Here is a 2,813-nt window from a genome sequence, read left to right as displayed (position 1 = left end):
TGGCGTATCACCCGCTGATGTTTCGATCTTAATGGTCTACTTATCAAAATAAATTTATGTTTGAAAGACTAGATAACTGCCCGGTTTGTGACAGCGGGCAGTTGATCAATATTATTATTTGTAAGGATCACACGGTATCTAAAGAAGATTTTGTAATTGTAAAGTGCGATGCATGTTCATTTCACTTTACCAACCCAAGGCCTTCAAGCGATCAACTAGGTAAATATTATGAATCTGAAGAATACATCTCCCATCAGGACAAAGGAAACAGCCTTATAAATCAGGTTTATAAAATTGCCAGAAATTTCACTTTGAAAGGTAAAAAATCCCTGGTTTCAAAATATTATACACAAGGCAACATCCTTGACATAGGATGTGGTACCGGACATTTTCTAAATGTATTTAACACTAAGCACTGGAAAACTTATGGTATAGAGCCTAATCAAACTGCCAGAGAACAGGCACAATTGCGTGTATCAAATACTTTTGAATCTATAGATGATTTACCTTCTTCTGCTAAGTTTGATATTATTACTATGTGGCATGTCTTAGAACATGTACCGGATTTAAATGATTTCCTTAAGAAAGTAAATACATATTTATCTAAAAAAGGCGTTTTTATAGTAGCTGTACCTAACATGAATTCTTTAGATGCTAAAATTTACAAGTCACACTGGGCAGCTTATGATGTGCCAAGACATCTAAGTCATTTTACCCAACCTACTCTAAAGAAGCTTATGCTTAAGCATTCACTAAAAGTTGTAGACATCAAACCGATGAAGTTGGACGCTTTTTATGTTTCTATGCTTAGTGAGAAATATAAAAATGGAGGCAAAAACAATTATGTGGCAGCCATAAAAAATGGTTTGAAATCTAATCGATTTGCCAGAGAAAACAATCAAGAATACTCAAGTCTTATATATATCATCAAAAAGAAGTAATGCTAAACAAACAACATATATTCATCATTCTTCTACTTACCACAGCATGGGGATGTGCTAATCAAAAACCACCAACCGGTGGAGAAAAAGATGAGGAACCACCAGTTTTAGAATCATCATCACCAGAACAAGCACAACTTAATTATGATGGAAAAAGCATTGAATTAAACTTTAATGAAGCCATCAAACTCAATAATCCAAAAGAACAAATAATAATTACACCGAGAATTAAGGGTGAATATGAGATAAAATATAAAAAGGAAAGCGTGGTTATTGAATTAGAACAACCTTTGGAAGATAGCACGACTTACACGTTTAACTTTAGAGAAGCAATACAAGACTTAAACGAAGGAAACCCTGCAGAAAATCTTAAGCTTGCTTTTAGTACAGGTTCTTATCTTGATTCGCTTAAGATCACAGGTGTAATTACTGACCTGCTGAATAACACCGTAGTGAAAGGAGCAACTGTCAGCTTATATCCTGCAGCTGATACATTAAACCCATTAGAGCATCCGCCCATATATTTTACACAATCAAATGAGTCTGGCTTTTACCAATTTGATAACCTCAAAGCTGGTGAATATTATATCACTGCAGTAATGGATCAAAACAAAAACTTAATTATTGACAGTAAAACTGAAAGCTATGGATTTGAAAGTGATACGCTGTCTCTCTACAACAATATAGATTCTGTAGATATACCCATACAACATCTCGATATTAGGCCAATAGAATTGAAAGGGGCAAGGCAATCGGCTACCACTTTTGATATAAAATATAATAAGTATATTACTGATTATCAGATTGTTACCAATGAAATAGATAGCATTATTACTAACTATGAATCACCAGAACAACTTACTATTCAGGCATTTAACACATTCAACATTGAGGATAGCTTAATGGCCACAGTGACTGTTTTTGATTCTATTGCCAACAGCCAAACAGACACGGTGTTTATTAAATTTGAACCAACGAAACGATCTCCGGAAGAATTTAAATCTAAAATAAGCATAGAGCCAATAGTGGTAGAAAAAGGTCTTGTCCATGCCACATTAGAGTTTAATAAACCAATATCTAAAATTAACTATGACAGTGCCTTTTTATACATTGATTCTTTGCATGTTTTACCCTTAGACTCAAGTCATCTACAACCAAATAATTTAAAAGATAGGTACACGCTTTCTTACCTACTCGATCAAAGTTTATTTGAAACAAAAACAGATACTTCTACTCAAAATCCTTCTGACACAACGCAACAGTCTACAAAACAAAATAAGGTAAAGCCGTATATCTACTTTTCGTCTGCTTCTTTTATAAGTGCTGAGTCAGACTCGAGTAAGCAATTAAAATCAGAATTGACTTTTAAACAACAAGCTGATTTCGCTACTTGGTTTTTGACAGTAGAAACCAACCAACAGTTTATTTTACAGGTTTTAAATAACAGTGGAGATGTTGTTAAGGAGTTGAAAAATCAAAAAGAGATAAAGCTTTCTACGCTCAACCCAGGCACTTATAGAGTCAGAGTACTAATAGATGAAAACGGAAATGGACAATGGGATCCTGGTAATTTGCATAAGAATATTGAACCAGAGCCTCTAATATTTTACATCAATAGCGATGGTCAGGACGTGACAACCCTCAGAGCAAATTGGGAAGTAGGTCCAAATATTATCAAATTTTAGTGTGGAAAAACTGTGGTTATCTGTGGATAGCTTCTGGCTTGTTTGTGAATAAGATTTCTATCACATGAAAATTAGACATCGAGTGTTAATCATTCAGAAGAAATTCACAATCATCCACATTTGATCAACAGCATTGTATAAAATATTTTTTATCCACATCAATATTTAACGATGTTAATAAAACAGA

At 33.9% G+C, this 2,813-nt stretch carries 2 protein-coding genes; both read left to right on the top strand.

The features are described 5' to 3' along the window. Positions 1-56: 56 nt before the first annotated feature. A complete protein-coding gene (locus tag E1176_RS02840) occupies positions 57-941 on the top strand; it encodes a class I SAM-dependent methyltransferase (RefSeq protein ID WP_155209066.1) in 885 nt (294 codons plus the stop codon). Next, positions 941-2,626: an Ig-like domain-containing protein gene (locus E1176_RS02835; protein ID WP_155209065.1), complete on the top strand. Its 1,686-nt coding sequence runs from the start codon at positions 941-943 to the stop codon at positions 2,624-2,626. The genes E1176_RS02840 and E1176_RS02835 overlap by 1 nt, the downstream gene beginning before the upstream one ends. Positions 2,627-2,813: the final 187 nt, after the last annotated feature.

It is taken from the genome of Fulvivirga aurantia (assembly GCF_009711475.1).
In the GTDB taxonomy this organism is placed as follows: Bacteria; Bacteroidota; Bacteroidia; order Cytophagales; family Cyclobacteriaceae; genus Fulvivirga; species Fulvivirga aurantia.
This window is presented reverse-complemented; position numbering and strand designations above follow the sequence as displayed.